This window comes from Streptomyces sp. NPDC089919 (genome assembly GCF_040684615.1).
GTDB lineage: Bacteria > Actinomycetota > Actinomycetes > Streptomycetales > Streptomycetaceae > Streptomyces.
The window spans coordinates 72,407-98,589 of sequence record NZ_JBFBGK010000003.1 but is presented as its reverse complement, the minus strand read 5'-3'; the positions used below and the strand labels follow the sequence as shown (position 1 = coordinate 98,589).

The 26,183-nt window shown below is 74.6% G+C and carries 29 protein-coding genes; 14 read left to right on the top strand and 15 right to left on the bottom strand.

Going from position 1 to position 26,183, the window contains the following annotated elements:
* Positions 1 to 137: 137 nt before the first annotated feature.
* Positions 138 to 767: a YigZ family protein gene (locus tag AB0O40_RS02385; protein WP_365034763.1), complete on the bottom strand. Its 630-nt coding sequence runs from the start codon at positions 765 to 767 to the stop codon at positions 138 to 140.
* Positions 768 to 914: 147 nt separating this feature from the next.
* On the opposite strand from AB0O40_RS02385, the gene AB0O40_RS02380 reads away from it, so the two are divergent.
* Positions 915 to 1,322, top strand: a complete 408-nt coding sequence (locus AB0O40_RS02380; protein WP_365034761.1) for a CoA-binding protein — start codon at positions 915 to 917, stop codon at positions 1,320 to 1,322.
* A 28-nt stretch (positions 1,323 to 1,350) separates the two neighbouring features.
* Here the strand turns inward: AB0O40_RS02380 and AB0O40_RS02375 are convergent, their stop codons facing one another.
* Positions 1,351 to 1,923, bottom strand: a complete 573-nt coding sequence (locus tag AB0O40_RS02375; RefSeq protein WP_365034760.1) for a GNAT family N-acetyltransferase — start codon at positions 1,921 to 1,923, stop codon at positions 1,351 to 1,353.
* Between the two features lie 47 nt (positions 1,924 to 1,970).
* Positions 1,971 to 2,543: an XRE family transcriptional regulator gene (locus tag AB0O40_RS02370; RefSeq protein ID WP_365034758.1), complete on the bottom strand. Its 573-nt coding sequence runs from the start codon at positions 2,541 to 2,543 to the stop codon at positions 1,971 to 1,973.
* A 182-nt stretch (positions 2,544 to 2,725) separates the two neighbouring features.
* On the opposite strand from AB0O40_RS02370, the gene AB0O40_RS02365 reads away from it, so the two are divergent.
* The gene (locus tag AB0O40_RS02365; RefSeq protein WP_365034756.1) at positions 2,726 to 3,592 is read left to right on the top strand and encodes a DMT family transporter; all 867 of its coding nucleotides are present in this window, start codon (positions 2,726 to 2,728) and stop codon (positions 3,590 to 3,592) included.
* A 31-nt stretch (positions 3,593 to 3,623) separates the two neighbouring features.
* Here the strand turns inward: AB0O40_RS02365 and AB0O40_RS02360 are convergent, their stop codons facing one another.
* From AB0O40_RS02360 to AB0O40_RS02345, 4 genes are all read right to left on the bottom strand, one after another.
* Positions 3,624 to 4,376, bottom strand: coding sequence for an acyltransferase (locus AB0O40_RS02360; RefSeq protein WP_365034754.1), 753 nt, complete (start codon positions 4,374 to 4,376; stop codon positions 3,624 to 3,626).
* Positions 4,377 to 4,459: 83 nt separating this feature from the next.
* Complete coding sequence (locus tag AB0O40_RS02355) at positions 4,460 to 4,990, bottom strand: gamma carbonic anhydrase family protein (protein ID WP_365034752.1); 531 nt, start codon at positions 4,988 to 4,990, stop codon at positions 4,460 to 4,462.
* Between the two features lie 82 nt (positions 4,991 to 5,072).
* Complete coding sequence (locus tag AB0O40_RS02350; RefSeq protein ID WP_365034750.1) at positions 5,073 to 5,735, bottom strand: DedA family protein; 663 nt, start codon at positions 5,733 to 5,735, stop codon at positions 5,073 to 5,075.
* Between the two features lie 98 nt (positions 5,736 to 5,833).
* On the bottom strand, positions 5,834 to 8,383 hold the full coding sequence (locus AB0O40_RS02345) for a glycoside hydrolase family 3 C-terminal domain-containing protein (protein ID WP_365034748.1): 2,550 nt from the start codon (positions 8,381 to 8,383) through the stop codon (positions 5,834 to 5,836).
* A 289-nt stretch (positions 8,384 to 8,672) separates the two neighbouring features.
* Between AB0O40_RS02345 and AB0O40_RS02340 the strand changes: the two genes are divergently transcribed.
* Entirely contained in the window at positions 8,673 to 8,939 is a 267-nt protein-coding gene (locus AB0O40_RS02340; RefSeq protein ID WP_365034746.1) for a DUF3761 domain-containing protein, read from the top strand.
* 91 nt (positions 8,940 to 9,030) lie between these two features.
* Here AB0O40_RS02340 and AB0O40_RS02335 read toward each other — a convergent pair whose 3' ends face one another.
* Complete coding sequence (locus AB0O40_RS02335; protein ID WP_365034744.1) at positions 9,031 to 9,489, bottom strand: DUF4442 domain-containing protein; 459 nt, start codon at positions 9,487 to 9,489, stop codon at positions 9,031 to 9,033.
* Between the two features lie 96 nt (positions 9,490 to 9,585).
* Between AB0O40_RS02335 and AB0O40_RS02330 the strand changes: the two genes are divergently transcribed.
* Complete coding sequence (locus AB0O40_RS02330) at positions 9,586 to 10,785, top strand: hypothetical protein (RefSeq protein WP_365034742.1); 1,200 nt, start codon at positions 9,586 to 9,588, stop codon at positions 10,783 to 10,785.
* Between the two features lie 15 nt (positions 10,786 to 10,800).
* Positions 10,801 to 12,114, top strand: a complete 1,314-nt coding sequence (locus AB0O40_RS02325) for an MFS transporter (protein ID WP_365034741.1) — start codon at positions 10,801 to 10,803, stop codon at positions 12,112 to 12,114.
* On the opposite strand, the gene AB0O40_RS02320 is transcribed toward AB0O40_RS02325, so the two are convergent.
* A complete protein-coding gene (locus AB0O40_RS02320; RefSeq protein WP_365034910.1) occupies positions 12,101 to 12,883 on the bottom strand; it encodes a fused MFS/spermidine synthase in 783 nt (260 codons plus the stop codon). The two genes, AB0O40_RS02325 and AB0O40_RS02320, sit on opposite strands and share 14 nt — an antisense overlap.
* A gap of 160 nt (positions 12,884 to 13,043) precedes the next feature.
* Here AB0O40_RS02320 and AB0O40_RS02315 point away from each other — a divergent pair, with 160 nt between their 5' ends.
* Complete coding sequence (locus tag AB0O40_RS02315) at positions 13,044 to 13,508, top strand: GNAT family N-acetyltransferase (protein WP_365034739.1); 465 nt, start codon at positions 13,044 to 13,046, stop codon at positions 13,506 to 13,508.
* A 48-nt stretch (positions 13,509 to 13,556) separates the two neighbouring features.
* Positions 13,557 to 14,147 carry a DUF3995 domain-containing protein gene (locus AB0O40_RS02310; protein ID WP_365034737.1) on the top strand — a complete coding sequence of 197 codons (591 nt, stop codon included), beginning with the start codon at positions 13,557 to 13,559 and terminating at the stop codon, positions 14,145 to 14,147.
* 7 nt (positions 14,148 to 14,154) lie between these two features.
* On the opposite strand, the gene AB0O40_RS02305 is transcribed toward AB0O40_RS02310, so the two are convergent.
* Together AB0O40_RS02305 and tuf are read right to left on the bottom strand one after the other, a co-directional pair.
* Positions 14,155 to 14,997 (bottom strand): patatin-like phospholipase family protein, encoded by an 843-nt coding sequence (locus AB0O40_RS02305; protein ID WP_365034735.1) that lies wholly within the window; start codon positions 14,995 to 14,997, stop codon positions 14,155 to 14,157.
* A gap of 92 nt (positions 14,998 to 15,089) precedes the next feature.
* A complete protein-coding gene (gene tuf / locus AB0O40_RS02300) occupies positions 15,090 to 16,271 on the bottom strand; it encodes an elongation factor Tu (protein WP_365034733.1) in 1,182 nt (393 codons plus the stop codon).
* A gap of 403 nt (positions 16,272 to 16,674) precedes the next feature.
* On the opposite strand from tuf, the gene AB0O40_RS02295 reads away from it, so the two are divergent.
* The 5 genes from AB0O40_RS02295 to lnt all read left to right on the top strand — a co-directional run bounded on the left by AB0O40_RS02295 (position 16,675) and on the right by lnt (position 20,916).
* Entirely contained in the window at positions 16,675 to 17,391 is a 717-nt protein-coding gene (locus AB0O40_RS02295) for a TVP38/TMEM64 family protein (protein WP_365034731.1), read from the top strand.
* A gap of 131 nt (positions 17,392 to 17,522) precedes the next feature.
* Positions 17,523 to 18,395, top strand: a complete 873-nt coding sequence (locus AB0O40_RS02290; protein WP_365034729.1) for an undecaprenyl-diphosphate phosphatase — start codon at positions 17,523 to 17,525, stop codon at positions 18,393 to 18,395.
* Between the two features lie 143 nt (positions 18,396 to 18,538).
* Entirely contained in the window at positions 18,539 to 18,718 is a 180-nt protein-coding gene (locus tag AB0O40_RS02285; RefSeq protein WP_365034727.1) for a hypothetical protein, read from the top strand.
* A 68-nt stretch (positions 18,719 to 18,786) separates the two neighbouring features.
* A complete protein-coding gene (locus AB0O40_RS02280; protein WP_365034725.1) occupies positions 18,787 to 19,269 on the top strand; it encodes a nuclear transport factor 2 family protein in 483 nt (160 codons plus the stop codon).
* A 69-nt stretch (positions 19,270 to 19,338) separates the two neighbouring features.
* Positions 19,339 to 20,916, top strand: a complete 1,578-nt coding sequence (lnt, locus tag AB0O40_RS02275; protein WP_365034724.1) for an apolipoprotein N-acyltransferase — start codon at positions 19,339 to 19,341, stop codon at positions 20,914 to 20,916.
* On the opposite strand, the gene AB0O40_RS02270 is transcribed toward lnt, so the two are convergent.
* Complete coding sequence (locus AB0O40_RS02270; RefSeq protein ID WP_365034722.1) at positions 20,861 to 21,766, bottom strand: Gfo/Idh/MocA family oxidoreductase; 906 nt, start codon at positions 21,764 to 21,766, stop codon at positions 20,861 to 20,863. The two genes, lnt and AB0O40_RS02270, sit on opposite strands and share 56 nt — an antisense overlap.
* Before the next feature lie 121 nt (positions 21,767 to 21,887).
* Here AB0O40_RS02270 and AB0O40_RS02265 point away from each other — a divergent pair, with 121 nt between their 5' ends.
* Positions 21,888 to 22,403 (top strand): DinB family protein, encoded by a 516-nt coding sequence (locus AB0O40_RS02265; protein WP_365034720.1) that lies wholly within the window; start codon positions 21,888 to 21,890, stop codon positions 22,401 to 22,403.
* 117 nt (positions 22,404 to 22,520) lie between these two features.
* Positions 22,521 to 23,111, top strand: a complete 591-nt coding sequence (locus AB0O40_RS02260) for a hypothetical protein (protein WP_365034718.1) — start codon at positions 22,521 to 22,523, stop codon at positions 23,109 to 23,111.
* Positions 23,112 to 23,140: 29 nt separating this feature from the next.
* On the opposite strand, the gene AB0O40_RS02255 is transcribed toward AB0O40_RS02260, so the two are convergent.
* The 3 genes from AB0O40_RS02255 to AB0O40_RS02245 form a co-directional block, all read right to left on the bottom strand.
* Positions 23,141 to 23,614, bottom strand: a complete 474-nt coding sequence (locus AB0O40_RS02255; protein ID WP_365034716.1) for a hypothetical protein — start codon at positions 23,612 to 23,614, stop codon at positions 23,141 to 23,143.
* Between the two features lie 84 nt (positions 23,615 to 23,698).
* Positions 23,699 to 24,376, bottom strand: coding sequence for a uracil-DNA glycosylase (locus AB0O40_RS02250; RefSeq protein ID WP_365034714.1), 678 nt, complete (start codon positions 24,374 to 24,376; stop codon positions 23,699 to 23,701).
* A gap of 156 nt (positions 24,377 to 24,532) precedes the next feature.
* Complete coding sequence (locus tag AB0O40_RS02245) at positions 24,533 to 26,116, bottom strand: ABC transporter substrate-binding protein (protein ID WP_365034713.1); 1,584 nt, start codon at positions 26,114 to 26,116, stop codon at positions 24,533 to 24,535.
* Positions 26,117 to 26,183 lie beyond the last annotated feature (67 nt).

Here is a 26,183-nt window from a genome sequence, read left to right as displayed (position 1 = left end):
CCGGTCACGAGCGGTCCGTGGCAGCGTAGGCGGCCGGGTGGGGGCGGGACGGGGATTGGCCGGGACCGGGCGGGCGTCGTCCGGAACTCGCGCAGCGGCCTCCGGGGGCCCGGGCCGGTCGGGACGGCCCACGGGCGTCAGGCGTCGCCGTACGCCTCGCCGCCGAGTTCGAAGGCGGCCGTGCCGGCGGTGGTGTCCGCGAGCCAGGCGCGGAAGGGGTCGATGTCCGTCTCGGGGAGGCCGATCTCGATGGCCACCGCCTCCCCGTAGCGGACGTCCAGCACGGCCCGGCCGGTGGCGCGCAGGTCGTTCTGCATCTTGCCGGCCCGCTGGTGGTCCACGGTGACGGTGGCCAGCCGGTAGCGGCGCCGGGTGATCGTGCCGAGGGCGTCCAGGGCCTCGCCCACCACGCCCCCGTACGCGCGGATCAGGCCGCCGGCGCCCAGCTTGACCCCGCCGTAGTAGCGGGTGACCACGGCCACCGCGTACCGCACCTCGCGGCGCAGCAGCATCTGGAGCATCGGCACCCCGGCGGTGCCGCCGGGCTCGCCGTCGTCGCTGGCCTTCTGGACGGCCGCGTCGGCCCCGATGACGTAGGCGAAGCAGTTGTGCGAGGCGGTGGGGTGCTCGCGGCGGATCCGGGCGACGAACTCCTGCGCCTCCTGCTCGGTCGCGGCGGGCGCGAGCGCGCAGAGGAAGCGCGAGCGGTTGATCTCGGACTCGTGCACGCCCTCGCGGGCCACCGTCACGTACTGGTCTGCCTTCACCCGACCACCCTAAACCGCTGGTGGGAATGGGCCGGGCGGTCCGCGGCGTTGACACCGGCCGTGGGCCCGGGCCGGATCCGCGGGCGGTTCACGGCCCCCCGGCCCGGCCGCGTGCGCGGCCCGAGACGAGACGACGGGAGACCAGACGTGTACGGCGATCCGGCGACCATCCGCACGATCCTGACCGAACTGGGCGACACCTGGGCGGTGGTGGGCCTCTCAGCCAACCGCGACCGCGCGGCCTACGGCGTGGCGAAGGTGCTCCAGCGCTACGGCAAGCGCATCGTGCCGGTGCACCCGAAGGCCGAGACGGTCCACGGCGAGCAGGGCTACCCCTCGTTGGCGGCGATCCCCTTCCCGGTGGACGTGGTCGACGTCTTCGTGAACAGCGAGCTGGCCGGGCCGGTGGCCGACGAGGCCGGGGCGGTCGGCGCCGCGGCCGTCTGGTTCCAGCTCGGTGTGATCGACGAGGCGGCCTACCACCGCACCCGCGAGGCCGGGCTGCACATGGTCATGGACCGCTGCCCGGCGATCGAGATCCCGGCACTGGGCTGAGGCCGGGCCGGCCGTGCCCCGGCCGAGGTCAGCCGGCCGCGCGCCGGACGTGCAGGTGCCCCTCGCGGGGGAACTCCGGCGGCGCGGCGGTCAGTACGGCTTCGAGGGCGTAGCCGCTCTTCTCCGCGACGCGGCAGGAGGCGAGGTTGTCCAGCTGGTGCAGGAGGTCGAGGCGGGCCGGGCCGGCCGGCCCGAAGGCGGTGAAGGCCCAGTCGGTCAGCGCCTCGAGCGCCCGCGGGGCGACCCCCCGGCCGCGGGCGTGCGCGGCCGTCCAGTAGCCGACCTCGGCGGTGGGGCGGCCGGCCGCGGCCCCCTTGAGGACGACGCTGCCGGCGAGCCGGCCGCCGCCGGAGCCGGCCGTCGGGCCGGTCTCCAGGACGGCGAAGCCGAGCCGGTCCCCGGCCTCCCAGCCGCGCTGCTCGGTGGCCAGCCAGCGGATCCCGTCGGCCTCGTCGGCCACCTCGTGGCTGGTCCAGCGGCGCAGCACCGGGTCCCGGCAGACCTCGACGAGCGCCGGGAGGTCGGCTGGTGTCCAGGGCCGCAGGAGCAGGGCGGGGCCGGCCGCGGTCGCGGGGGCGTGCAGCACGACGGAGGAGTCCACCGGCCGATCATAGGCTGGAACGATCTTCGCGCCCGGTGCCGGAACCGTCAGGGCACCGGGGGGATGGTGACCGCGAGGGTCATCTCGGCGGGTTCCGGGCCGTCGTTGTGGTAGCCGTGCGGGACGTCCGCCTCGAAGACCGCCGCCGCACCGGCCGGCAGGGCGTGCCGCCGGTCCGCGACGACCAGGGTCAGCTCGCCCGCGGTGACGTGCAGCATCTCGACCGTGCCCGGCGGGTGCGCGTCGGAGTCGGTGCCCTCGCCCGGCTCCAGCCGGTAGCTCCACATCTCGAAGGGGCCCCGGCGGTCGTCGCCGACCAGCATGGTGGTGACGCTGCCCGCCTCGGTCGACCACATCCGCACGCCCTCGCCGGGGCCGACCACCCGGACCCGGGGCCCGCGGTCGCGGTCAAGCAGCGTGGTGATGCTCACACCGAGCGCGTCCGCGAGTTTGACGGTGGTGCCGACGCTGGGGTTCGTCCGGGCCTGCTCGATCTGGATGATCATGCCGCGGCTGACCCCGGCCCGGGCCGCCAGCGCGTCCAGCGTGAAGTGGCGTTCGGTGCGCCAGCGCTTGAGGTTGCGGGCCAGCGCCTGTGTGAGCTGTTCGAGGTCCGTCACCGTGCCGCCTGCTCCATCCGTGTCCCCGTGTCCCCGTCCGTGTCCGGGTCAGCCGCTGCCGCGCTTTCCCCGGGGGCCCGTCCAGCATGCGAGAGTCCAATATTCTTGATGGCGTAGTGCAATCCATTGGACTAGCGTGCGCTGTACCGACCGTTCACCGCACTGTACTGCGAGGCGCTGCCATGACCACATTCTTCGCCCTGGCCACGGCCGTGCTCTGGGGCTTCGCGGACTTCGGCGGCGGGCTGCTCACCCGGCGCCTGCCCGCCCTGACCGTGGTGGTGGTCTCGCAGTCGCTGGCCGTGGTCGTGCTCGGCGCGGTGGTCCTCGGCACCCAGGCCTGGCGGGACGCGGGGAGCGAGCTGTGGTTCGCGGTGGCCGCCGGCCTGGTCGGCCCGGTCGCGATGCTGAGCTTCTACAAGGCGCTCGCCCTGGGGCCGATGGGAGTGGTCTCGCCGCTGGCCTCGCTGGGCGTGGTGGTGCCGGTCGGAGTGGGCCTGGCCCTGGGCGAGCGGCCGGGCGGCGGGCAGTTCGCCGGGATCGCGGTCGCGGTGGCCGGCATCATGCTGGCCGGCGGCCCCGAGCTGCGCGGCGCACCGGTCCAGCGGCAGGCCCTGGTGCTCACCCTGCTGTCGGCCTTCGGCTTCGGCGCGGTGATGGCGCTGATCTCCGAGGCCTCGACCACCGTCACGGGCCTGTTCCTCGCCCTGTTCGTGCAGCGGGTGACCAATGTGGCGGCGGGCGGCACGGCGCTGTGGCTCTCGGCCCGCCGGGGCAACCCGGTGCTGCCGGCCGGCACCGGCCGGGCCGTCCTGTGGGGAGCGCTGCCCGCCCTGGCCTTCGTCGGACTCGCGGACGTGGCGGCGAACGGCACCTACTCGATGGCCGCGCAGAGCGGTCCGGTGACGGTGGCGGCCGTGCTCGCCTCGCTCTACCCGGTGGTCACGGCGCTGGCCGCGCGCGGGGTGCTGGGCGAGCGGCTGAAGGTGATCCAGGCGGCCGGGGCCGGACTGGCGCTCGCCGGCACGGTCCTGCTGGCCGCGGGATAGCCGCCCGCGGCCCTCTCCGGGCGTACGGCGCTCAGCTCTCCAGGGCGTCCAGCAGTCCGGCCCGCTCCGCCTCCGCGAGGGCCTGGAGCTGGCCGGGGGTGACCCCGGCCGGGATCGGCACCGGTGCGGGCGTGCGCAGCGGCGGCTGCCAGCCGGTCTCCGGCTGCCAGCGCCGGACGACCTTGGCGGGCGCGCCGGCCACCACCGCGTGGTCGGGGACCTCGCCGCGGACCACGGCCCCGGCCGCCACCACGACGTTGCGCCCCAGCCGCGCCCCGGGCAGGATCACGGCGCCCGTGCCGAGCCAGCAGCCCGGGCCGATCTCCACCGGCTCGCTGCGCGGCCACTGCCGGCCGACCGGCTCGTGCGGGTCGTCGTAGCTGTGGTTGGTGGAGGTGATGTAGACGCCCGGTCCGCAGAAGGTGTCGTTGCCGATGGAGATGCGGGTGTCCGCGATCACGTGGCTGCCCCGGCCGAGCACCACCCCGTCGCCGAGCACGAGCACCGGCTCGTCGCCGAGGTCGAGGTCGGGCATCATCCCGGCGGTCAGCGTGACCTGCTCGGCGATGATGCAGTGGGAGCCGAGCCGGATCCAGCGCTCGCCGAAGACCGTGCCCTGCGGGAAGGCCAGCCGGGTCCCGGCGCCGATGGCGCCGAAGCGCAGCCGGCCGGGGGTCTCGGCGGTGACGGCACCGGCCTGCTGCATCCAGCGCCAGGCGGCGTGGGCCACGCGGCCGGCGGCCCGCCGCCGCCAGGATGAGAACGTGTTTCTGTTCTTCGGCACCCGGTCACGGTAACGGCCGCCGGACCGGGCGTCCGGACCGGCGGCCTGTGATCTTCGCCCCACGCGGCCCGCGCGGCCCGCGGTCAGCCCTCCACGGCCTCGCGGTGCGCCTTGACCAGCTCCTCGTACATCAGCGCGTTGACCTTGATGCCCTCACGCTCCTCGTCGGTCAGCTGCCGGCGGACCTTCGCGGGCACCCCGGCCACCAACGAGCCGGGCGGGACCTCCATGCCCTGCGGGACCAGCGCCTGCGCGGCCACCAGCGAGCCGGCGCCGATCCGGGCGCCGTTGAGCACCGTGGACCCCATGCCGATGAGCACGTCGTCCTCGACGGTGCAGCCGTGCAGCACGGCGTTGTGGCCGACCGAGACCCGCTCGCCCACGGTGACCGGGAAGCCCGGGTCCACGTGCACGGTGCAGTTGTCCTGGATGTTGCTGCCGGCGCCGATCACGATCGGCCCGCAGTCGGCGCGCAGCACGCCGTGGTACCAGACGCTGGCGCCCGCGGCCAGGGTCACCTCACCGACCACCACGGACGTCGGGGCGGTGAACGCCTCCGGGTGGACCTGGGGCTCCTTGCCGCCCACGCCGAGGACCAGTGCCTGCTCCGCCATCGCCTTCTCCTTGCCGTACCGCTGCTTCGAGTCGCGCCGATGCGAACGGTAGGCGATGCGGGCCGGGCCGGCGCGCGCCGGGTCAGTCCGTGGCGGCGGCCGGCTCGGCGGCGCCCGGCACGGCGGCCGCCTCGGCCTCGGCGGCGGCCTTCTTGGCCCGCTGCTTGATGACCAGCAGGGAGGTCAGGCCGATGAGCACCGCGAGCACCAGCCCCAGCCAGGAGAACTTCTTGAGCCAGGACTCCGCGACCACGCCGACGTAGTAGATGACCGCGGTGGTGCCGCCCGCCCAGGCGATGCCGCCGAGGACGTTGGCGGTGAGGAACTTCCAGTACGGCATGTGCAGCACGCCGGCCAGCGGCCCGGCGAAGATCCGCAGCAGGGCGACGAAGCGGCCGAAGAACACGGCCCACATGCCCCACTTCTCGAAGGACCGCTCGGCCATGGCGATCTGGGGCGCGCCGAAGTGCTTGGGGAACCTGGCACCCAGCTTGGCGAGCAGCGGCCGGCCGCCCTTGCGGCCGATGGCATAGCCGGCCGAGTCGCCGATCACGGCTCCGGCGGTGGCGCAGGCGCCGAGGACGACCGGGTTGACGCCGTCGTGCTGCGAGGACAGCAGCGCGGCGCTGACCAGGATGATCTCGCCGGGCAGCGGGATGCCCAGCGACTCGAGTCCGATGACCAGGGCGACGATGAGGTACACGCTGACCGCCGGCACGGTGTCGAGCCATTCCTGGATGTGCACCGGTACGTCCTTTGCGGTCCTGGGCCTCGTCGCCCCGGTGCACGCCCCCTGCGGCACCTGCCGGGCAGCCTACCCGCTCGCCGCGCGCGGGCCCCCGCTCACCGGCCGGCGGGACGGCCGCCCGCGGCGGCGGCCGGGACCACCGCCTTGGCCCGCAGCGGCAGTTCGCGCGAGGAGCGGCCGACGAACACCTCGCGCGGACCGGTGCCCAGGACCCAGGCGTGCCCGGCCGGGTCCCAGGAGGACAGGCTCCGGGCGTCGACGGTGAGCTTCACGCGCGCCGCCCGCCCCGGATCCAGGGTGAGCCGGCGGTACCCGGCCAGGGCGCGCACCGGCTGGTCGAGCCGCAGCGCCGCGGAGGGCCCGAGGTAGACCTGGGCGACCTCGGTGCCGCGCCGCCTGCCGGTGTTGCGGACGGTGAACTCGACGGTCAGCGCCCCGCGCTCGGCCCGCACCGCGAGCCCTTCGTAGCCGAAGGCCGTGTACGACAGGCCGTGGCCGAAGGGGAAGAGCGGGGCGACCCGCTGCGCGTCGTACCAGCGGTGGCCGACGTGGATGCCCTCGCTGTACTCCTGCCGGCCGGCCACGCCCGGGTAGCGGACCGGGTCCCCGGCGACCGGGTGCAGGTTCTCGGCGGCCGGGAAGGTCTGGGTGAGCCGGCCGCCGGGGTCCTCGTCGCCGAAGAGCACGGCGGCGGTGGCGGCGGCTCCCTCCTGGCCCGGGTAGTACATCTGCAGGACGGCGCCGGTGGCCTTCAGCCAGGGCATGGTCGTGCTGGAGGAGGTGTTGAGCACCACGGTCGTGCGGGGGTTGGCCGCGGTGACCGCCTCGATGAGCCGCTGCTGACCGCCGGGGAGGGCGAGCGTGGTGCGGTCGCGGCCTTCGGTGGCGTCCTCGTAGGCGAAGAGCACGCAGCTGTGCGCGGCCTTGGCCGTGCGGACGGCCGCGGCGAGGTCGTCGGCCCGGGTGGCGCCGGTGGTGTGGCGCAGCCGGAAGCGCTGGCCGCCGGTGCCGCCCTCGGCGCGGACGGTGAGCCGGTGGGCGCCCTTGGTCAGGCGCAGGGTGCGGCGGCGCACGGTCAGCCCGTCCGGCGCGGTGCCCAGCAGCCCGCCGGCGAAGAACTCGGCCACCCCGGGCTGGACGGGGAAGAGCTCCTGGCCGTCGAGGGTGACGCTGGGGCGCCGGCCGCTGTAGTGGACGAGCAGGGTCCACTCGTCGTCGGCGGGGACGGTGAGGGTGCCTTCGTAGGCCCAGGCGCGGCCGGCGGCCACGCTCCGGTCGTCGAGGGCGGCGGCCGGGGCGAGTCCGGCGCCCGGCAGCGGGCGGCCGTAGACGTCCTCGCCGAGGGCGTAGCTGACGGTGGCGCCCTTGCCGGCCCGGGCCCGGATCGCCTCCAGGGGGCCGGCGGCCCGGTCCGGCACCACGTGCGCGCTGCCGCCGCCGCTGACGAACGGCACCTGCCCGGTGGGGCCGATCACGGCCAGGGAGCGGGCGGCGGGGCCGGCCAGGGGCAGGGTGCCGCGTTCGTTGCGCAGCAGCACCGCGCCCGCCACGGCCACCCGGCGGGCGAGTGCGGCGCCGGCGGCCGGGTCCCGCCGCGGCCGGGCGGGCGCGGCGCCGCCGATCAGCCCGAAGCGGTCCATGGTGGCGAGGACACGGCGGACCGCGCGGTCCACGTCGGCGACGGGCACGGTGCCGTCCGCGACGGCCCTCCTGAGCCCGGTGCCGTAGTGGGCGCCGCCGGGCATCTCCATGTCGAGTCCGGCGGTGAGGGCGGCGGCGGTGCTGTGGGTGGCGTCCCAGTCGGACACCACCCAGCCGTCGAAGCCCCAGCGGCGGCGCAGCAGTTGGTCGAGCAGGTCCTTGTTCTCGCAGGCCCAGGTGCCGTTGACCTTGTTGTAGGCGCCCATCACCGAGCCGCAGCCGGCCGTCACGGCCGCTTCGAAGCCGCGCAGTTCGGTCTCGTGCAGGGTCTGCTCCCCGGCGATGACGTCGACGGAGGCGCGGCCCTGCTCCTGGTTGTTGGCGGCGAAGTGCTTGACGGTGGCGATCAGGCCCTCGTCCTGGATGCCCCGGATCACCTCGCCGACCAGGTCCGCGGTGAGCTTGGGGTCCTCGGCGAAGGTCTCGAAGTTCCGCCCGGCGTACGGGGTGCGGATCAGGTTGACCATCGGCGACAGCAGCACGTCCTGGCCCAGGGCCCGGCCCTCGCGGCCGATCAGCCGGCCGTAGGCGCGCGCCAGCGCGGGGTCGAAGGCGGAGGCCAGCAGCACGGGCGCGGGCAGGGCGGTGGCGTGCGCGTCGACCCGGACGCCGGCCGGTCCGTCGGCCAGCCGCAGCGGGGGCACGCCGAGCCGGGGCACCCCCGGGACGTACCCGGCCTGGCCGAGGTTCTTCGGGTCGCGGTCGCCGTGCAGCAGGCCGATCTTCTCGTCGAGGGTGAGCTTGTCGAGCAGGGCCTCGACCCGGGCGGCGGCGCCCGGCCGGGCGGCCCGCACCGGCGCCTCCCGGAAGCCGGCCTCGGCCACCTCCGGCGCCCCCGCGCGGTCCGCGGGCGGCGCGGGCGGCACGCAGCCGGCGGCCCCGGCCGCCGCGGTGGCCGCGCCGAGCAGGCGCAGGGCGGTACGTCGGGACAGGGCCTCGCTCATCGGCGCTCACTCCTCGGGCTGCCCGCGGGGGAACGCACTCCCCTCGCGCGGACACTGTGCGCCCGTCCCCCGCCCGGCGGCGGCCGGACGCCCCGCACGGGGGCGGGCTTCACCCGACGGGGGCACCGCGGTCGGATGGTCGTACCGGAGGGTGGGGCGATGGCCGAATGACACTCTTTGCCACTTCAACAATTTGTGTATTCTGCCGATCGGCATGTACAGATCATGGCCGTGGATCGCCCGTGCACCTCGCGCGCACCGATCACACGGCCAGATCAGGGGAGGAACCATGAAGTACCGCTTCGCGGCCGTCGCCGCCGCCGTCGCACTGACCCTCGGGACCGCCGGCGCCGCGTCCGCGTCGACGACGCTGCCCAGCACCAACACCGCGCACCGCTGCGTGCGCCACACCACCGGCCTGTGCGGCTGGACCCACGGCCAGCGCCCGGTGGACAAGTACGAGACGGCCCGCTGCAAGGACCGCACCCACTCGTACTCCCGCCACTCCAGCGGCACCTGCTCGCGCCACAGCGGCGTGCGGTACTGGTTCAAGTAGCCCGCCGCCGGTCCCGACAGACCGCCGCGGCAGCACGAAGGCCCCCGTCCTCGCCGGACGGGGGCCTTCGCGCGCTGCCGGTGGCCGCCGGTCAGGCGGGGTTGTTCGGACGCAGGGTCCAGATGACGGTCATCTCGCCCGAGACGGCCTCGTCCTCGCGCTGGATCTCGATCTTCACGGGGAACTCGGGACGGCCCCCGGCGTCGAGCTCGGCGACCACCTCGGCGGCCGGGCGGCCCAACGTCGCGGTGGCGGTGACGACCCCCTTGGCGACCTTCTTGTAGCCGATCTCGGCGCGCACGGCGAGCGGCACGGCGCGGGAGAGCTGGTCGCCGAAGGCGGCGAGGACGATCGCGCCGCTGGCGGACTCGGCCAGGGTGAACATGGCTCCGGCGTGCGGGCCGGCGATGTGGTTGTGGTACTCGGCCTGGTCCGGCAGGCGCAGCACGGCGCGCTCCGGCGTGGTCTCCACGAACTCGAGGTTCAGGGTGCGGACCATCGGCACGGTGGCCGCCAGCAGTTCCCCGACGTTCATCTGATCAGCGCTCATGGGTCGCGATGTTACCCACGAGTAGAGAGCCTTGGCCAGACCCTGCCCGGGGGCGGGCGTGGCTCCCGTCGGTGGTCCCCTCTATGGTTACGGCCTATGTGGCCAGGACAGCAGCCGCCCGGGGGCGAGCAGGACCCGCAGGACGGGAACCAGAACCCGCAGGGCGGGACCGACAATCCGTACCAGCAGTCCCCCCAGCCGGGGGAGGACCAGCCGGTGAACCCGTACCAGCAGCCCGCGGGCGGGTACGGCTACCCGCCGGGGCCCCCGGCCCCGCCGCAGGGTGGTTACGGCTACCCCCAGCAGCCGCCGGCCCCGCCGCAGGACGGGTACGGCTACCCGCAGCCGCCGGCCCCGCCGCAGGACGGGTACGGCTACCCGCTCCAGCCGCCGGCCCCCGCGCCGACGCCGGACGGTTACGGCTACCCCCAGCAGGGCCAGTACCCGCAGCCGCCGACGGCCGAGCAGTGGTCGTACGCCCAGCCGTACGAGACCCCCGGCACCCCCGGTGGCAAGCGCAAGACCGCCAAGGTCGCGATCATCGCCTCCGTCGTGGTGCTCCTGGCGGCCGGCGGCATGGGCGCGTACGTGCTGACCCAGGACGACGACAAGAAGTCCGTGGCCGACGACAAGCCCACCACTCCCCCGTCGAGTTCGGCCCCGGCCTCGCCCAGCGCCAACCCGCGCGCCGGCGGCGAGATCAAGCCGACCATCCCGGGCTGGAAGGTGGTCGTCAACCCGAAGTACGGCACCGCCTTCGACGTCCCGCCGGAGTGGCAGGTCGACACCCCGGACACCTACGTCGGCTTCGCCGACGACACCAAGACCGACGGCCGGCCGGTCACCAGCTTCTCCGCACCCGCCTTCCTCAAGGAGAAGTGGTGCAGCGTCGACCACGACAAGGACGGCGACCTCGAGGACTACGCCCTCGCGGGCACCGGCACCAAGGGCGGCCAGGGCGCCAAGGACACCGCCTCCGGCGCGCACAACGAAGCCGGCAACTGGGTCTGGGCGCCGTACGCCCAGAAGGAGAAGTCCAAGATCAAGATCGGCAAGTCCCGGCCGTTCACCACGAAGTCCGGGCTCAAGGGCCACTACGCCACGGCCACCGCCAACGGACTGAAGAAGGAGAACAAGTGCTCCACCGATGGCAAGTCCATCGCGTTCACCTTCCACGTCGCCAACGGTGACTTCGCGAGCTGGGTGCTCTACGCCCCCAACAACGTGAAGGACGAGCTGGACCACACCGTGATCAAGAAGATCATGAGCACCGTCCGGCTCACCAGCACCAACTGATGGCCGGCTGATCCGATGTCCGTGCGCTCCGCCCGCCCCGCGTGGGCGGGCCGCAACTACACCCTGCTGACGGCCGCCGCGGTCGTGACGAACCTGGGCGCCCACGGCGCCCTGATCGCGGCGACCTTCGCCGTGCTCCAGAGCGGCGGCAGCGGGGCGGACGTCGGCCTGGTCGCCGCCGCCCGCACCCTCCCGCTGGTCCTCTTCCTGCTGATCGGCGGGGCGCTGGCCGACCGGCTGCCACGACACCGCGTCATGGTGGCGGCCAACGCCCTCAACTGCGTCTCCCAGGGCCTGTTCGCCCTGCTCGTGCTGGCGGGCGAGCCGCGGCTGTGGCAGATGATGCTGCTCTCCGCGCTCGGTGGCACCGGGCAGGCCTTCTTCAACCCGGCCGCCGAGGGGATGCTGCTCTCCAGCGTCTCGGGCGAGCACGCGGGCCGCGCCTTCGCCCTCTTCCGGATGGCGATGAACGGCGCCGGCATCGGCGGCGCGGCCCTGGGCGGCGCGATGATCGCCGCGATCGGCCCCGGCTGGGTCCTGGCCGTGGACGCCGCGGCCTTCGCCGTCAGCGGGGCGCTGCGCGCCTTCCTCGACGTGAGCGGCGTGGCCGCGCGCGAGCCGGGCGGCGGGATGCTGTCCGACCTGCGCGAGGGCTGGCAGGAGTTCGCCTCCCGGCCCTGGCTGTGGAGCATCGTGCTGCAGTTCTCCGTGGTGGTGGCCGTGGTCGGCGCCGCCGAATCGGTGTACGGGCCGCTGGTGGCACGGGACCACCTCGGCGGGGCCGGTCCCTGGGGGCTGGCGCTCGGGGCCTTCGGCACCGGCACCATCTGCGGCGCGCTGCTGATGATGCGCTGGAAGCCGCGCCGGCTGCTGCTGGTGGGCACGCTCTGCGTGTTCCCACTGGCGCTGCCCTCGGCCGCGCTCGCCGTCCCGGCGCCGCTCGGCGTGCTCGTCGTCGTGATGTTCGTCAGCGGCACCGCGATCGAGGTCTTCGGCGTCTCCTGGATGACGACCATGCACCAGGAGATACCGGAGGAGAAGTTCTCCCGGGTCGCGGCCTACGACTGGTTCGGCTCCCTGTCGATGCTCCCGCTGGCCACCGCGGTCGCCGGCCCGGTCGAGTCGCTGGTCGGCCGGACGGCCGCGCTGTGGGGCTGCGCGGTCCTGGTGACCGTGGTCACCGCCGCGGTGCTGACCGTGCCCGACGTCCGGCGGATGACCCGGCGGCCGGCGCCGGTGGCCGCCGCGGGCGGCGAGCGGCCGGCCCCCGCCGTGCCGTCCGCCGGCTGCCCCGCCGACGGCGCCTGCGAGGGCGTCAGCCGAGGCTGAAGGCGCCCGCCGGGGGCTGCGGCGAGGGGGTGGCGTCCGCGTCCCCGACCGGCCGGGCGCCGGCGATCAGCCGGGTCAGGGCCGCCCCCTCGGTGACCCGCGCCGGGAAGGCGTCGGCCGCACAGCGCCGGGCCAGCGGGCCGAGGTCCATCTCCCGGTGGGCGGCGAGCAGCAGCGCGTTGCCGAACCGCCGCCCCCGGAGCACCGACGGCTCCGCGACCAGGGCGACGTACGGGAAGGCGGCCGTGAAGTTGGCCAGTTGCGAGCGGAGGAAGCCGAAGGGCGCGCCGTCGGCGAGGTTGGCCGCGTAGACGCCCGCGGGCCGCAGCACGCGCGCGGCCTGGTGGGCGTACTCCAGCGAGGTCAGCTGGGCGGGGACCCGGGAGCCGCCGAAGACGTCGGCGACCAGCACGTCGGCGCTCGCGTCCGGGGCGGTCCCGATCCAGGCCCGGGCGTCCGCGGTGTGCACGGTCCCGGCCGTGAACGGCAGCAGCTCCAGGACCAGCCGGGTCAGGGCCGCGTCGAACTCGACGACCTGCTGCCGGGAGCCGGGCCGGGTGGCGGCGGCGTACCGCGGCAGGGTGAGCGCCCCGCCGCCGAGGTGCAGGAGGTCCAGCGGTTCGCCCTCGGGGGCCGCGCAGTCCAGGACGTGCGCCAGCCGCCGGACGTACTCGAACTCGAGGTGCCGGGGGTCGTCGAGGTCCACGTACGACTGGGGCGCGCCGTCCAGGGTGAGCAGCCAGCCGCCGGCGCTGTCCACGTCGGGCATCAGCTTGGCGCTGCCGGAGTCCACCGCGCGCAGGACGGGCAGCCGCTCATCCTCGGGCCCGTCGTCCGCGCTCTCGTCGTCCGCGCTCTCGTCGTACTGCTCTGCAGGGTCTGCCACCCGGCCATTGTCGCCCGGCCGGCCGCTGCGATACTCCCTGATCATGGACACGATCACCGAGTGGGAGTGGCGGCTGCGCACCGCGGGACCGGCGGACATCGAGCCCATCGCCGAGCTGAAGGCCGTGGTGATGCGGGCCGACCTGACCCGGCTGGGCCGGTTCGGGGAGGAGCGCTGCCGCCGGATCTTCCGCGAGGGCTTCGCGCCCGGGTTCACCTCCGTCATCGAGCTGGCCGGCGCCTTCGCCGGTTCCCTGACGCTGCGTCCGCACCAGCGGGGCGGCCGGGAGATCGCCCACTTCTACCTCGACCCGGCCGTGCAGGGCCGCGGGCTGGGCGGCGAGATCCTGCGCTCCGTCCTCGCGGACTGCGACGCCCGCGGGCTGCCGGTCCGGCTCACGGTCCTCCAGGGCAGCGCCGCCCGCCGCTTCTACGAACGCCACGGCTTCGCCCTCGAATCCGAGGACCCGATCGACGTCCACATGCTCCGGCCGCCGGCAGGCGGCTGACGGACCCCGGGCACCGGAGCCGTCGGCGCCACGGCCATAATGACGATCATGAGTCTGCGCCGTGAGACGGCCGGCTCCCCGGCCCGCCGGCCCGGGTATGCCGCTGCCGTGTGGGGGTTCGCGTTCGCCGTTCCCAGCTTCTACTGGGCGCTGGGCGGGCTGGCCGGGGCGAGCACCGCGGTCGCGCCGTCCCTGGTCGAGCTGGCCCGGGAGCGCAATCCCGGATTCATCGCGGTGCTGTGGGTGACGGGCGCGCTCAAGGCCGCCGGCGGCCTGCTCGGGCTGGCGCTGGTGCGCCGCCGTCCGTGGGGGCGGGCCGGTGACCGCCTCCTCCAGCTGTCGGCCTGGGGCGCGGCGGTGCTGCTCGTCTGGCACGGGGCGCTGTTCGTCGGCCAGGGACTGCTGGTGCAGGCCGGTGTGGTCGGGGTCGACCCCGAACTGCTGCCGGTCAGCCGCTGGTACACCTACCTGTGGGGCCCCTGGTTCGTGGCGGGCGGGATCGCCTTCGCGCTCGCGGCCCGCTCGCGACTGCGCACGGTGCCGGCCGACGAGCGCCGGCCGGCCCGGACCGCCGGCGTCGTCGGCGGCCTGGGCGCGCTGCTGCTGTCGGCCGGGGCCCTCGCGGCGGGGATCGGCTAGCCGCCACTCAGTCCGCCCACAGGGCGCGGGCCTCGGCGGTGTGGGTGGCGGACTGGGTCAGGCCGGCGCGGGCGGCGGGGGCGCGGCGGGACGGGTCGAGGACGTTGCGGCCGAAGGCCTGGCGGGCCTCCTTCGACGGCGTGATCAGCAGCACCTGCGCGCCCCCGGCGCGCAGCGCCTCGGCCTGGGACCGGGCCGAGGGGATCACCCCGCCGCCGCGCGGCAGCGGGGCCAGGATCACCACGCGGCGGTAGCCGGCGGCCAGGTCCGCGTTGGTGCCCGAGCGCATCCCGCCGTCGATCCAGCGGCGGCCCAGCACCGTCACCGGCGGCCACACCCCGGGCACCGCGCAGCTGGCGCAGACCGCGTCGACCAGACCGGCCCCGCTCTCCTTGTCGAAGGCCCGGAACTCACCGGTCAGCGCGTCGACCGCGGTGACCACCAGCCGCCGCTCGGGCCATTCGTGGGAGACCAGCCGCCCTTCGAGGACCACGCGCCGCTCGGCCTCCCCGACGGTCTCGGCGGCCAGCGCCATGGCGCCCAGCCGGGCGCCGTAGGCCCGGCTGTCCTTGGCCCGCACCATCGCGAGGGCGTAGCGGGCCAGCAGGCCGGGGCCCAGCCGGGCCGCGATCTCCCCGGAGGCGTCGCCCAGCTGGCGCTCGTACAGCTCCCGCGGCGTCAGCAGGCCCGAGGCCAGCTGGGCGCCGATGACCGAGCCCGCGGAGGTGCCGACCACCAGCTCGGCGGTGGAGAGGTCCACGCCGGCCTCGGCCAGACCGTGCAGCAGGCCGGCCTCCCAGCCGACCCCCGTCAGTCCGCCGCCGCCGAGAACCAGTGCCGTGTCACCCATCGCCGCCCCCTGCTCCGTGTGCGCATGCGCGTGTGGACGGCAGTCTGGCGGATGCCGGACCGCCGTCCACACCCCGGGGGTGGCTCCCGGTCTCAGAGCAGCGCGGTCACCGTGCCGGCGCCGACGGTGCGGCCGCCCTCACGGATCGCGAAGCCGAGGCCGCCCTCCAGGGGCACGTCCCGGCCGAGCTCGACGGTCATGGTGACCGTCTCCCCCGGGCGGGCCGCCCCGGCCTCGCCGAGGTCCACGTCCCCGACCACGTCCGCGGTGCGGATGTAGAACTGCGGCCGGTAGCCGGTGGTCAGCGCGGTGCGCCGGCCGCCCTCCTTCGCGGACAGGAGGTAGACCTGCGCGCTGAAGCGGCGGCGCGGGGTGACGCTGCCGGGCGCCGCGACCACGTCGCCGCGCCGGACGCCGTCCCGTGGGACGCCCCGCAGCAGCAGCGCGACGTTGTCCCCGGCCTCGGCGGACTCCATCGGCTTGCCGAAGGTCTCCAGGCCGGTGACCACCGTCTCGGCCGGCTCCTCCGCGCCCGCGCCGAGCAGCGCGACCCGGTCGCCCACCCGGACCGTGCCGCGCTCCACCGCGCCGGTGACGACGGTGCCCCGGCCGGTGATGGTCAGGACGTTCTCCACCGGCAGCAGGAAGGGCGCGTCGGTGTAGCGCACCGGGGTCGGCACGTAGGTGTCCACCGCGTCCAGCAGCGCCTCGATCGCGGCCGTCCACTGCGGCTCGCCGGCCAGCGCCCGGAGCCCGGAGACCCGGACCACCGGCAGGGTGTCCCCGCCGTAGCCGTGCGCCGTCAGCAGTTCGCGGACCTCCAGCTCGACCAGGTCGGTGAGCTCGGGGTCGCCCGCGTCGGCCTTGTTGAGGGCGACGACGACGTGGTCGACGCCGACCTGCCGGGCGAGCAGGACGTGCTCGGCGGTCTGCGGCATGACCCCGTCGACCGCGGAGACCACCAGGATCGCCCCGTCGAGCTGCGCGGCACCGGTGACCATGTTCTTGACGTAGTCGGCGTGGCCGGGCATGTCGACGTGCGCGTAGTGGCGGGTGTCGGTCTCGTACTCGACGTGGGTGAGGTTGATGGTGATGCCGCGGCGGGCCTCCTCGGGGGCCCGGTCGATGCGGTCGAAGGGCACGTAGGACGCCCCGCCGCGGTCGGCGAGGACCTTGGTGATGGCGGCGGTGAGGGTGGTCTTGCCGTGGTCGACGTGGCCCATGGTGCCGATGTTGAGGTGCGGTTTGGTGCGGACGTACGCCTGCTTGGACATGGTTCCTTCCCGGAACGCGAAGCCTGGGTGGAGATGGGGGACCCCTGGGCCGGACCGACCCTCCCCCTGCGGGGTCCGCCGGACGATCCGGGAAGGGTCAGCTTCGGGCGCCGTCGAGGGGCGCGGCCGCGGCGGCTGCGAGGCCTGCCGGGGCGGCGGGGGCAGCCTTCGGCGCGTCCGCGACTGCGGACGGCGCTGCGGGGAAGGTCTGCCGGAACATGTCCCTGATCCTGCCCGGCGCGGGCCGGCCCGTCGAATGGTTTTCCGCCACAACGTCCGCGGCTCAGGGGGGCCTTGACGGCGGCGGGCGGGCACCGGGGCGGCACGCGCACGTCACCGGGATTCCGGCCCGATGAGGCCGGGATTACGGCGCGCCGACACGGAGGTCGGTTACCCTCCCCGAATGTCGCTTCCCGCCGCACGTTCCGCAGCATTGTCCTCCCGCTGTGCTCGCGCGCTGCTCGCGCCCCGCTCGCGGCTGGCCCTGCTCGTCCTCCTGCTGGTGGCCGCCGGGGTCTGCGCGGCGCTCTTCCAGCCCCAGCGGATGCTCTCCGACGGCTGGCCCCCGCCGCAGGTCGCGGGCGCCGGCGCGGTACTCCTGTTCGCCGTGGGATACGGGCTGTGCACGGCCGCCTTCGTGCCGCGGCCGCTGCTGAACCTCGCCGCCGGAGCGCTCTTCGGGGCCTCCTTCGGACTCGTCGCGGCGGCCGCCGGGACGGTGCTGGGGGCCGCGCTCTCCTTCGGGCTCGGCCGGGTGCTGGGCCAGGAGGCGCTGCGGCCGCTGCTGCGCGGCAAGTGGCTCACAGCGGCCGACGGGCAGCTGAGCAGGCACGGTTTCCGGTCGATGCTGGCGGTGCGGCTCTTCCCGGGCGTGCCCTTCGCCGCGGCCAACTACTGCGCCGCGGTCTCCAAGGTCGGCTGGGGGCCGTTCCTGCTCGCCACCGCCGTGGGAATCCTCCCCAACACCGCCGCGTACGTCTTCGCGGGCAGCCGGGCCGCCGAACCGGGCTCCCCCGTCTTCCTGGCCTCGACCGGCTTCATCGTGCTGAGCGCGGTGGGTGCGGCGGCGGTGGCCTGGCGCAAGCGGCACCGGCTGCGAGCCGGCGCCGCCACCGCCTGAGCCACCGGGCGGGCGCCCCGCGGGGGCCCGTCGGGTCTCGGGCAGGCCACCCGGTGGTAAAGAGTCCCCCAAACGGGCTCTAGCATCGGAGCCGAACTGCCCGACGATCACAAGGACGAGCGCACCCCGACATGAGCTGGTTCGAATCCCTAATCCTCGGTCTCGTCCAAGGGCTCACGGAGTTCCTGCCGATCTCCTCCAGTGCCCACCTGCGGCTGACCGCGGCCTTCGCCGGCTGGCACGACCCGGGCGCGGCCTTCACCGCGATCACCCAGATCGGCACCGAGACCGCGGTGCTGATCTACTTCCGCAAGGACATCCTGCGGATCCTGACCGCCTGGTTCCGCTCCCTCACCGACCGCTCGATGCGCGCCGACCACGATGCGCAGATGGGCTGGCTGGTGATCGTCGGGTCGATCCCGATCGGCGTGCTCGGCATCACGCTCAAGGACCAGATCGAGGGCCCGTTCCGGGACCTGCGGCTGATCGCGACCACGCTGATCGTCATGGGCGTCGTGCTGGGCGTGGCCGACCGGCTGGCGGCCCGGGACGAGATCGGCGGCCGGCACCGGGCGGTGCGCGTGCGCAAGACCCTGACGGACCTGAACGTCAAGGACGGCCTGATCTTCGGCGTCTGCCAGGCGATGGCCCTGATCCCGGGCGTCTCCCGGTCCGGCGCCACCATCAGCGGCGGCCTCCTGATGGGCTACACCCGCGAGGCGGCGGCCCGGTACTCCTTCCTGCTGGCCATCCCGGCCGTGCTGGCCTCGGGCGGGTACGAGCTGAAGGACGCGGGCGAGGGGCACGTGGCCTGGCCGCAGACCATCTTCGCGACGGTCATCGCCTTCGCGGTCGGCTACGCCGTGATCGCGTGGTTCATGAAGTTCATCACCACCAAGTCCTTCATGCCGTTCGTGGTCTACCGGATCGCCCTCGGCGTCATCCTCTTCGTGCTGGTCGGCGCGGACGTACTGAGCCCGCACGCGGGCGAGTCGGGCCAGTAGCCCGGCCCCCCTCCCGGCCCTCCATCGGGGCCCGAGCCACCCACCGCCCCTGTCCGGGAACGTTCCCGGACAGGGGCGGCGTCGTTGTGCCCAGGGAAGCGGTGCGCTGCGGGGCGCCCGCCAGTCAGAGCCGGGGGTGCCCGATGGGTGGCCGAGTCGTACTGGAGAGGTTTCCGGCGGGGAGTCCGCACGGCAGCTGGCCGGCCGAGGAGTACGCGGCCGAGCGGCTGCGCGAGGGGGTGGCCGCCGAGGTGGTGATGGACCTGGCGACCGACGCCTTCCTGGTGGTCGTCCGGCAGCGGGAGGCGGGTTCCGGCCCCTGAGGGGCGTCATCCGGATCAGTGCCCGCACGGGCCTTGGCCTCGCGCCCCCGCTGTCCCACACTGACCCGATGACGCAGCGCGTGGACCTCGCGACGGTGATGGACCGGCTGGCGGTGGACGACGTGGTCACCGGGTACGCGGTGGCCGTCGACGACGGCGACTGGACGGCCTACCGGAAGCTCTTCACCCGGGACGGCCGGGCCGACTACACCTCCGCCGGCGGGATCGCCGGACCGGCGGGCGAGGTGGCCCAGTGGCTCGCCGAGACCATGCGGCTCTTCCCCGTCCGGCAGCACCTGATCGTCAACCGGCGGGTGACGCTGGAGGACGTGGGCGGCTCCCCCGGGGACCGGGCCGAGGTGCGCGCCGACTTCGTGAACCCGATGCGGCTGGCCGAGGAGGGGGACCCGCTCACCGCCCCCAACTTCGTCGCGGCCGGCCGCTACACCTTCGAGCTGGCCCGGACGTACGACGGCTGGCGGCTGCGGCAGGTCACCGTGCACGAGAAGTGGCGGCACCTGGCCCCGGCCGAGCAGCCGACAACGGGCTGATCCGGGATCACACTGGTGGGAGGGCACCCGGCGCACCGGAGCCCGTACGGCGGGAAGCGGAGGCGCCTGATGGGGTGGTGGCCCGGAGCCGGCTGGCACCGGTCCCCGTGGTGGCGGGGGGCGGCGGCCGTCGCGGCGGGCGCGCTGCCCGCCCTCGCCTTCCCGGCCCCGGACCTGTGGTGGTTCGCGTACGTCGCGCTGGTGCCGTGGATGCTGCTGGCCCGGTCGGCCCCGACGGCCCGGCGGGCGGCCCTGGACGGCTGGTGCGGCGGCGCCGGCTTCGTCTTCGCGGTGCACCACTGGCTGCTGCCCAGCCTGACGGTCTTCCTGGTACCGCTGGCCGCACTGCTGGGGGCGCTGTGGATCCCCTTCGGGCTCCTGGTGCGCCACCTGCTGGGCGGGGCGCCCTCGCCCGCCCGGGCGGGCTGGGCGCTGCTGGTGGTGCCCTCCGGCTGGCTGCTGTCCGAACTGGCCCGGTCCTGGGAGGGGCTGGGCGGCCCCTGGGGGCTGCTGGGCGCCAGTCAGTGGCAGTTGCCGGCGGCCCGGCGGCTCGCCTCGGTGGGCGGCGTCTGGTTGGTCAGCCTGGTCGTGGTGGCGGTCAACTGCGCCTGGGTGATGCTGATCCGGGTCCGCGGTGCGCGGACCACCGCGGTCGGCGGGGTGGCGGCCTGCGCGGTGCTGACGGTGGCGGTCTGCGCCTGGGCCCCCCGGCCCGAGCCGGCCGGCACGCTCCGGGTCGCGCTGGTGCAGCCGGGCGTGATCGCGGACGGACCGGACGCCGTCGAGCAGCGCTTCGCCGCCGGCGAGCGCCTGACCCGGCAACTGGCCGGCAGCCGTCCGGACCTGGTGGTGTGGGGCGAGTCCAGCGTCGGCGCGGACCTGACGGACCGCCCGGACCTGGCCCGCCGGCTGGCCCGGCTCTCCGCCGAGGTGGGCGCCCCGCTCCTGGTGAACGTCGACGCCCCGCGCTCGGACCGGCCGGGCATCTTCAAGAGCGCGGTGCTGGTCGGCCCCCAGGGCCCCACCGGCGCCCGGTACGACAAGATGCGGCTGGTGCCCTTCGGCGAGTACGTGCCGGCCCGCGCACTGCTGGGCTGGGCGACCTCGGTGGGCAAGGCGGCCGGGGAGGACCGGCGGCGCGGTGACGGGCCGGTGGTGATGCGGCTGCCGGCCGGCCCCGGTCAGGAGGCGCCCGGCCTCCGCTTCGGGCCCCTGGTCTGCTTCGAGTCGGCCTTCCCCGACATGAGCCGGCGGCTCGCCCGGGACGGCGCGGCGCTGCTGGTGGCACAGTCCTCGACGGCCAGCTTCCAGGGCAGCTGGGCGCCCGCCCAGCACGCCTCGCTGGCCGCGCTGCGGGCGGCCGAGACCGGCCGCCCCTTCCTGCACGCCACCCTCACCGGGGTCAGCGTGGTGCGGGGACCCTCCGGGGAGGCGGTCGGCCCCGCGCTCGGCACCTCCGCACGGGCCGCCCGGGTCTACCGGGTGCCCCTGGCCACCGGGACCACGCTCTACGTCCGCTGGGGCGACTGGGCGGTGCACGGCGCGGTGCTGGTGCTGGCCCTGCTGTGCGCCGCGGAGGGCGTCCGGGCCGTCAGGAGGCCTGCTCCAGCGCTTCCAGAACAATCCGCTCACACAGCTCGTGGGTGAGCAGCGCGTCCCGGGCGCTGACCGTCCTGCCGACCGCGACTGCGGCCAGGAAGGCGTCCACCACCTGCTCGATGCCGCGCTGCCGGGCCACCGGCACCCAGTCCCCGCGCCGGCGCACGGTCGGCTGGCCCTTGTGGTCGATCACCTCGGCGAGGTTGACCACCTGCCGCTTGGCGTCCTGCCCGGACACCTCCAGGACCTCCTCGGTCGAGCCGGAGAGGCGGTTCATGATGCCGAGGGCGGTGAAGCCCGCGCCGCCGAGCTGGAGCACCACCTGCTCCATCAGCCCGTCGCGGACCCGGGCCTGCACGGTGACCCGGTCGGCCTCGCCCGGAAGCAGGAAGCGGAGGGTGTCGACCACGTGGATGAAGTCGTCCAGCACCAGGGTGCGCGGGTCCTCGGGCAGGCCGACCCGGTTCTTCTGCATGACGATCAGCTCGCGCGGGTGCTCGGCGCACTGCGCGTACCCGGGCGCGTAGCGGCGGTTGAAGCCCACCGCCAGCGACACCCCGCGCTCCTCGGCCAGCTCGACCAGCTGCCGCGACTGCGCCAGTTCGTAGGCCAGCGGCTTGTCCACGTAGGTGGCGACCCCGGCCGCCAGCAGCCGGCCGACGATCTCGGGGTGGACGGCGGTCGGCGCGTGCACGAAGGCGGCGTCCAGGCCCTCCTCGAGCAGGGCGTCCAGGCTCGCGTGCCGCCGCTCCGCCGGGATCCGGTACTGCTCGCCGACCGCGTCCAGGGTGGCCGGGCTCCGGGTCTGCAGGTGCAGTTCGAGGTCCGGGCGGGTGGCGAGGACCGGCAGATAGGCCTTCTGCGCGATGTCGCCGAGTCCGATGCAGCCGACCTTCACCGGGAGCCTCCTGAAGCCGTGCCGTGCGGGAACCGGGCCCGGCCGTTCGGTCCGGCCCCGGGGGAACTCCCCGCAGCTTAATCCCTGGTACCCGAGGGGGCTTTGCTCCAGGATGGCCGCCATGACGAAGATCGAACGCAGTGAACCCGACACCCTGGCCGGCGAGCGCGAGATGCTGGACGGCTGGCTCGACTACCATCGCGCCACCCTCGCGCTGAAGTGCGCGGACCTCACCGACGAGCAGCTGCGCCGGCAGGTGCTGGCGCCCTCCGAGCTGACCCTCCTGGGCCTGACCCGCCACATGGCGGAGGTGGAGCGCTACTGGTTCCGGGACATCACCCTCGGCGAGGACGTGCCGGACCTGTACTGCACGGAGGAGGACCCGGACGGGGACTTCCACGTGACCGAGGAGCACACCTACGCCGAGGCCGAGACGGCCCGTCAGGAGGCGATCGTCCGGGCCCGGGAGATCGCGGCGGCCCGCTCGCTGGACGAGGTCTCGGCCCGCCGCAGCCGGCGCACCGACGAGGCGTTCAGCCTGCGCTGGGTCTACACCCACATGATCGAGGAGTACGCCCGCCACAACGGCCACGCCGACATGCTGCGCGAGCACATCGACGGCGCGACCGGGGACTGACCGGGGCCGCCGCGCACCCCGCGGCCCGCGTCACCGGGACGAGCCCGATCACCCGTACAGGGTGATTTTCCACTCCTGGTTTCCGCAACCGGGCCGGAGCACAGCAGAGTTGCCCGGGTGCACCCAACCCGAACCACGACAAAACTCCTGCTCGGCGTGGCCTGCGCGGTCTCGGCCGTCTCCGGCTGTGTGAACGTGAACCCGGCGGCCGTGGCGCCCGCGGCCTCCGCGGAGCCTGCGGCGGACCCGGGCGAGCCGCAGTACGAACCCCGCGGCGGCCGGGGCCCGGCCGCCGGACAGGTGGTCGTCCGGGCGCCCGCGCTGGAGGCCCTGGAGTCGGCTCCCGACGCCCCGCACCGGTCCTCCCGCGGCGCGGCCGAGGCCGGCCGGCCGGAGGCCGCGGCCCGGCCGGGTCCGGCCGCCGGTACGGACTCCACGCCGCAGGAGACGCCCGACCGGGCCGCGCCGGCGCCCGCGGGGGTGCCGCTGGACGACGGCGTGGAGCCGCCGCTGCCGCCGGCCGGACCGACCCGGGTCCACACCGGGCGCCACCACCCCGGGCACGGCAAGGGCGAGCGGCCCGAGACCCTGCCCCAGGTACCGGCGACGCTGCGGCCGGCCGACGTGTGCGCGATGGGCCGGAAGTTCGGCCAGTGGAAGAAGGACAGCCCCGAGTCCCGGATCTGCTCGGGGGTCTACGGCGAGTAGCCCACCCGGACCCGCGCGCCGGCCGCCGCCTACCCCACGTCCCGGGGCATCCGCAGCTCCATCCGGTGGATCGCCGCCCGCACCCCGTCGCCGTAGCCGTCCTCGCCCAGGGCGCTGGTGGCGGCCCGGGCGCGGTCCAGATGGGTGCGGGCCGCCTGGGGGCGCCGGAGTTTGAGGTAGTCGGCCGCGAGGTTCAGGTGGAGCGAGGGGTAGAAGGCCCGGACCGCGGGGGCGGGGGCCGCGGCCGGCGCACCGGGCACCGCGTCCGCGGCCGTCAGCGCCCGCAGGTCCCAGGCCAGCTCGTCCACCGGGTCGTCCTGGGCGTCGGCCATGTAGTGCGCGAGCGTGCAGCGGTGCAGCGGGTCGCCGTCCGGCCCCAGCTCGGTCCAGATCCCGGCCAGCCGGTTGCGCGCCTCGGCACGGTCACCGGCGTGCAGGAGCATGACCGCCTGACCGATCCGGGTCAGGACGGCGTCCTCCGACGCCTGCTGCTGCTCCGCCAACGCGGCCTCCCGTGCCGTGACGCCCTGTGATCATCCCGACGCTAGCCGCCGGGGACCCGCTTCCCGCTCAGGCGCGGTGGAGCGTCAGCCCAGGTCCGGGATCCGCCAGTCGATCGGCTCATGGCCCTGGGCCGCGACCGCGGCGTTGATCTGGGTGAAGGGCTGGGAGCCGAAGAACTTCTTGGCCGACAGCGGCGAGGGGTGCGCGCCCTTGACGACCACGTGCCGGGTCTCGTCGATCAGGGGGAGCTTCTTCTGCGCGTAGGCGCCCCAGAGTACGAAGACCGCCGGGTCCGGGCGCTCGGCCACCGCGCGGATCACCGCGTCGGTGAACTTCTCCCAGCCCTTGCCCTTGTGGGAGTTGGGCTCGGACTCACGGACCGTCAGGACGGCGTTGAGCAGCAGGACGCCCTGCTCGGCCCACGGCATGAGGTAGCCGTTGTCCGGGACGGGCAGGCCGAGCTCGGCGTGCATCTCCTTGTAGATGTTGCGCAGGGAGGGCGGGGTCTTGACGCCGGGCAGCACCGAGAAGCACAGGCCGTGGCCCTGGCCCGGGCCGTGGTACGGGTCCTGGCCCAGGACGAGCACCTTGACGCGGTCGAACGGCGTGGCCTCCAGGGCCGCGAAGACGTGCTCGCGCGGCGGGTAGACCGGCCCGTCGGCCCGCTCCTTCTCGACGAACTCGACGAGCTCCTGGAAGTAGGGCTTCTCGAGCTCTTCGCCGAGGACGGGGAGCCAGGACTCGGGCAGGGACTGGGTCACGTGAACAACCTCCGGGGGACGTGCGTGCAGCGCGTTCGGTACTGCCCCAGAACCTACCGGCGGCCACTGACAACGCCCGCCCCGGATACCCCAACGCCCGCCGCGGGGACCGCGCGAGCGGTCCGCGCGACGGGCGCGGTGCACTGCCGGGAGCGGCTACCAGCTGGTCTTGCGGTACAGCTCCCACATCTGCATGACCGTCTGCGGGTCGAGGGCCCGCTCGGCGCCCGCGATGTCCTCGCCGGCGCCCACGTACAGCTTGCCCTGCCACAGGGGCAGCAGGCGGACGTCGGTGGCCAGGATCTCCTGGGCCCGGTCGAACTGCGGACCGACCGCGCTGCGGTCGCTCTGGCGGCGCGAGCGGGGCAGCAGGTCGGTGGTGATCTCCTTGGCCTCGTAGGGCGTGCCGACCGCGTTGTCCTTGCCGACGAAGGGCGCGATGAAGTTGTCCGGGTCCGGGAAGTCGGGGAACCAGCCGCGGCCGAAGACCGCGTACTTGCCGTTCTTGTAGCCCTCCTGGAAGACGTCCCACGGCTTGCCCTGGAGCGTGATCTTGAAGAGCCCGCTGTCCTCGAGCTGCCGCTTGAGCTCCACGAACTCCGCCGCCGTCGAGGAGCCGTAGCGGTCGGTGGTGTACGACAGGGTCAGCTCGACCGGGTCGGTGATGCCGGCCTCGCGCAGGATGGCCTTGGCCTTGGCGACGCTCGGCTGGCCGTAGCGGTCGTAGAAGGGCGTCTTGTGGGTGGCGACGCCCTTGGGGACCATCGAGTACAGCGGCTCGGCGGTGCCCTGGTAGACCTTCGAGACCAGCGCCCCGCGGTCGACGAGCTGGGCGACGGCCTTGCGGACCGCGGGCTTGGCGACGACCGGGTCGGCCGGGTTGAAGACCAGGTAGCGGATCTCGGCGCCGAAGTTCTCGACCAGCTGCACGCCCTGCTTGCGGGACTCGGCGCTCTGCAGGTCCTTGATCTCCACCGCGGTCAGGCCGCGGTAGGTGGCGTCGATCTCCTTCTTCTTCAGCGCCCCGACCATGACCTCCGAGTCGTTGAAGTACTGGATGGTCACGGCCTCGTTCTTGATGCGCGCGAAGCCCTTGTAGTCCGGGTTGCGCACCAGCTCGGCGAGCTTCTTGCGCTCGTAGTCCTGGAGCAGGTACGGGCCCGAGCCGGTGACCTTGCCGTCGGTGCGCAGCTTGTCGGCCGGGTACTTGTCCGGGGCCACCAGGGAGGCGGCCGGGGAGCCGAGGACGAAGGGGAAGGTGGCGTCCGGCGTCCTGAGGTGGAAGACGACGGTCTGGTCGCCGCTGGTCTCGATCCGCTCCAGGCTGCCGAAGAGGTCCTTCGGGCCGACCTTGGAGTTGATCGTGCGGATGCGGTCGAAGGAGTGCTTGACGGCCTTGGCGTCCAGGGGCTCGCCGTCGGAGAACTTCAGCCCCTTCTTCAGCACGCAGCGGTACGACTCGTTGGCCGCGTCGGTGAAGTCACAGCTCTGGGCGGCGTCCGGCTGGGGCTTGGTGGCGCCCGTGGGGAAGGCGAGCAGGGTCTGGTAGACGTTCCGGTACAGCTCCCAGGAGCCGTCCCAGGCCGCGGCCGGGTCGAGGGTGGTGGGCGAGCTCGTCGTACCGACGACGAGTTTCTGATTGCCCTTTTCGTCATCGTCCGAAAACACGCCGCAACCGGCGAGCAGGGATATGGACGCAAGGGCCGCAGTGGCCTGCAGGCATCTGGTCCAGTTGAACACGTGCACGCTCCTCGATCAGCCACCCACATGGGAGTCGGCCGACCATACCGCAGTGCCCCACCGGGCC

What these genes read in the sequence shown, in the direction of transcription:
- AB0O40_RS02365 (WP_365034756.1), top strand. Translation starts at nt 2,726, where the DNA reads ATGACCACATTCTTCGCCCTGGCCACGGCCGTGCTCTGGGGCTTCGCG.
- AB0O40_RS02355 (WP_365034752.1), bottom strand. Translation starts at nt 4,990, where the DNA reads ATGGCGGAGCAGGCACTGGTCCTCGGCGTGGGCGGCAAGGAGCCCCAG.
- AB0O40_RS02345 (WP_365034748.1), bottom strand. Translation starts at nt 8,383, where the DNA reads ATGAGCGAGGCCCTGTCCCGACGTACCGCCCTGCGCCTGCTCGGCGCG.
- AB0O40_RS02340 (WP_365034746.1), top strand. Translation starts at nt 8,673, where the DNA reads ATGAAGTACCGCTTCGCGGCCGTCGCCGCCGCCGTCGCACTGACCCTC.
- AB0O40_RS02335 (WP_365034744.1), bottom strand. Translation starts at nt 9,489, where the DNA reads ATGAGCGCTGATCAGATGAACGTCGGGGAACTGCTGGCGGCCACCGTG.
- AB0O40_RS02330 (WP_365034742.1), top strand. Translation starts at nt 9,586, where the DNA reads ATGTGGCCAGGACAGCAGCCGCCCGGGGGCGAGCAGGACCCGCAGGAC.
- AB0O40_RS02325 (WP_365034741.1), top strand. Translation starts at nt 10,801, where the DNA reads ATGTCCGTGCGCTCCGCCCGCCCCGCGTGGGCGGGCCGCAACTACACC.
- AB0O40_RS02320 (WP_365034910.1), bottom strand. Translation starts at nt 12,883, where the DNA reads ATGCCCGACGTGGACAGCGCCGGCGGCTGGCTGCTCACCCTGGACGGC.
- AB0O40_RS02315 (WP_365034739.1), top strand. Translation starts at nt 13,044, where the DNA reads ATGGACACGATCACCGAGTGGGAGTGGCGGCTGCGCACCGCGGGACCG.
- AB0O40_RS02310 (WP_365034737.1), top strand. Translation starts at nt 13,557, where the DNA reads ATGAGTCTGCGCCGTGAGACGGCCGGCTCCCCGGCCCGCCGGCCCGGG.
- AB0O40_RS02305 (WP_365034735.1), bottom strand. Translation starts at nt 14,997, where the DNA reads ATGGGTGACACGGCACTGGTTCTCGGCGGCGGCGGACTGACGGGGGTC.
- tuf (WP_365034733.1), bottom strand. Translation starts at nt 16,271, where the DNA reads ATGTCCAAGCAGGCGTACGTCCGCACCAAACCGCACCTCAACATCGGC.
- AB0O40_RS02295 (WP_365034731.1), top strand. Translation starts at nt 16,675, where the DNA reads ATGTCGCTTCCCGCCGCACGTTCCGCAGCATTGTCCTCCCGCTGTGCT.
- AB0O40_RS02290 (WP_365034729.1), top strand. Translation starts at nt 17,523, where the DNA reads ATGAGCTGGTTCGAATCCCTAATCCTCGGTCTCGTCCAAGGGCTCACG.
- AB0O40_RS02285 (WP_365034727.1), top strand. Translation starts at nt 18,539, where the DNA reads ATGGGTGGCCGAGTCGTACTGGAGAGGTTTCCGGCGGGGAGTCCGCAC.
- AB0O40_RS02280 (WP_365034725.1), top strand. Translation starts at nt 18,787, where the DNA reads ATGACGCAGCGCGTGGACCTCGCGACGGTGATGGACCGGCTGGCGGTG.
- lnt (WP_365034724.1), top strand. Translation starts at nt 19,339, where the DNA reads ATGGGGTGGTGGCCCGGAGCCGGCTGGCACCGGTCCCCGTGGTGGCGG.
- AB0O40_RS02265 (WP_365034720.1), top strand. Translation starts at nt 21,888, where the DNA reads ATGACGAAGATCGAACGCAGTGAACCCGACACCCTGGCCGGCGAGCGC.